The sequence below is a fragment of the Microcystis sp. LE19-195.1E genome (assembly GCF_027532095.1).
GTDB lineage: Bacteria > Cyanobacteriota > Cyanobacteriia > Cyanobacteriales > Microcystaceae > Microcystis > Microcystis aeruginosa.
Genome location: NZ_JAPZSZ010000047.1, coordinates 1 through 2,583, shown reverse-complemented (window position 1 = coordinate 2,583; position 2,583 = coordinate 1). Strand labels below are relative to the sequence as shown.

Sequence of the window (2,583 nt, the reverse complement as noted above, 5' to 3'; positions counted from 1 at the left end):
AGCAGTATCCAAAAAACTGCTCACCGTCTTGAGGATGCTTTCAAAATACTGAAAGAAAATCGCATACAAGTGGATCAAAAATTAGAATCTTTGTTCCTCAAGGGTTATGATCTGCTTCAGATATTGATCGATAAGCTGCAGAGTCCCTTGGGTTTGCAAGGCGAGGAAGCTGACGCTATCGTTAAAAACGGTGAAGCGACTTTTGCCGAATTACACGCCCATCTTAACTATCTTCTGGGCCAAGTAAAATCCACCCCAGCTATTGCGGCGGCCTCTTCTATTTCTATCAGCGTCAGAGATATCCTCAAACAGATGTTACAACTGTTCAAACAGCAAGAAACCAGCGCTTCCCGTCAGCAATTACAAAAATTAATTTTACCTCTGTCTCAATTGGCTTCAGAACAGCAACAATGGCAATATTTAGTTAAAAATGCCCAATCGGCCCTGGCTAACCCCAAACATTCCTATCGTACTCTCGCCCCAGTTATTATTAAGGAATTAAAACAAGCCGGTGATTTATTAGAATGGGGTCGCGGGGAAGAAATCACCGTCAGTCAAGAATTGCAATTATTAGCCACCGCCAAATTACCACAAATCCTGATCACCCTGGAACCGGAATTAGTAGCTAGTACCCTGCTGCAAATGTTCAATCGCCAACAGGTCTCGCAACTGGTACAGTTATTACAAATGAGACGTTGACATCTGCGCTGGTGTAAAAAGGTGGGGGATTCCCAGGAGAATAAACTTAATGTTTTTAATTTTGGTGAGTTAGGAAGATATGTAATTAATTGTGCGCCCACCGAGGTGGCAATAATTCTAGAGGGTGAATTGGGATAGAGCCAAACCGGAAAAAGCTAAGATATGGCAAGATAAAAACTTAATGCTGACGGCTGACCCATATCAGATCTGATGCAGTATCTCTTTAGTCACCGGTCAAGCTGGGATTTACTGAGAGTAAGCAATCTGCTAGAGTTTTAACGTTCGTTAAATTTCTCGGGCAGAGAAAACAAACAAAACCATAATGGTGTTAATGGGTGTGTGGAAGTGCTTAAAAATCTCAATTTTTCGGGGCGATATTCCTCGCTGGCCCTGCTGCTGGCTATTTTCGGATTATTTCACGGGACGGTAATGGCCGAAGAAGAACCGCAAGAAACGGTTTTTCCCCGCGTCGAGCAGATAGTACAGTCTCCTCCTGCGACGGGAGAAACTACGCCACCCGTGGCAGCACCGCCGGAAACCCCGACGGAAACCCCAAGCCCTGCAGAAACTCCCACAACAGCCCCACCGGTGCCGGCGGAGGAGTCGCGAGTTTTGGTGGCCGAAGTGGTAGTACAGGGGTCCGATCGAGAATTAGAAAATCTAGTTTATAATACCATTCGCACCCGACCAGGACGAAGCACGACTCGATCGCAACTGCAAGAAGATATTAACGCCGTTTTTGCCACGGGCTTTTTTGCCGATGTGCGGGCAGTTCCCCAAGATACGCCTCTAGGGGTGCGAGTCACCTTTGAGGTGCAACCTAACCCCGTTTTTCAGGGCGTACAGATTCAAATTGCCCCGGAAACCCTGGACAAATCGATTTTACCTGCCGGGGTGGTCGAGGAAATTTTCGCTAGTCAATACGGCAAAACCCTGAATTTGCGGGAATTACAGGCGGGGGTAAAAAAAATCAATGACTGGTACAGCAAAAACGGCTATGATCTGGCCCAGGTAATCGGTGCGCCGCAAGTCACTCCCGATGGTCGGGTGATTCTGGTCATTTCCGAAGGTTTAATCGAAAAAATTCAAGTACGCTACTTTAACGTCGAACAGGAACCGGTCAAGGGTAAAACTAGAGAATTTATCATTACTAGGGAAATGCGCCTAAAAGCGGGGGATATTTTTAACCGCAATACGGCCCAACAGGATTTACAGCGTGTTTTCGGTCTCGGTTTATTCGAGGATGTGCGTCTGTCTTTTTCTCCCGGCAGCGACCCAAGGGAGGTGATTGTTAACGTCGATGTGGTGGAAGGTAATACTGGTTCCCTAGCCGCTGGGGGTGGTATTAGCTCGAATGCGGGCTTATTCGGGACTGTTAGCTATCAACAGCGCAATTTTGGCGGTAATAACCAAACTTTAGGGGCAGAAGTCCAGTTAGGGGAACGGGAATTTTTATTCGATCTGAGTTTTTCCGATCCTTGGATTGCCACGGATAATTTCCGCACTTCCTACACGGTGAACGTTTTCCGGCGACAGTCGATTTCTCTGGTTTATGATGGGGAAAATTCCTCGATTCGGACGCTTAACGATAATGATAGTCCCCGTATCGTCCGGACGGGTGGCGGTATTACTTTTGTCCGTCCTTTGGCCGCCGATGTGTTTACGAAACCAAAATGGGTGGTTTCCCTAGGCTTTAACTATCAACAGGTACAGGTGCAAAATGCCAATGGTGACATCTCCCCCCTGTCTGCACCTCTCAACGGTTTTGGCAGTCAACAACTGGCTTTTAGTTCCTCTGGGATCGATGATCTACTTTCTCTAAATATTGGCGCTATTCGAGATTTTCGCGATAATCCCCTGCAGCCCACCAGTGGTTCTTTCCTG

Annotated in this window: 2 protein-coding genes; both read left to right on the top strand. The window is 47.0% G+C overall.

All coding sequences use genetic code 11. The annotated features are described in order from the left end of the window. Nucleotides 1–699, top strand: a 699-nt coding sequence (locus O9300_RS03125) for a histidine kinase (protein ID WP_287969993.1), incomplete at its 5' end; no start/stop codon positions are given. Nucleotides 700–1,128: 429 nt separating this feature from the next. Next, the coding region (locus O9300_RS03120; RefSeq protein ID WP_287969995.1) for a POTRA domain-containing protein at nucleotides 1,129–2,583 on the top strand (1,455 nt) is incomplete at its 3' end.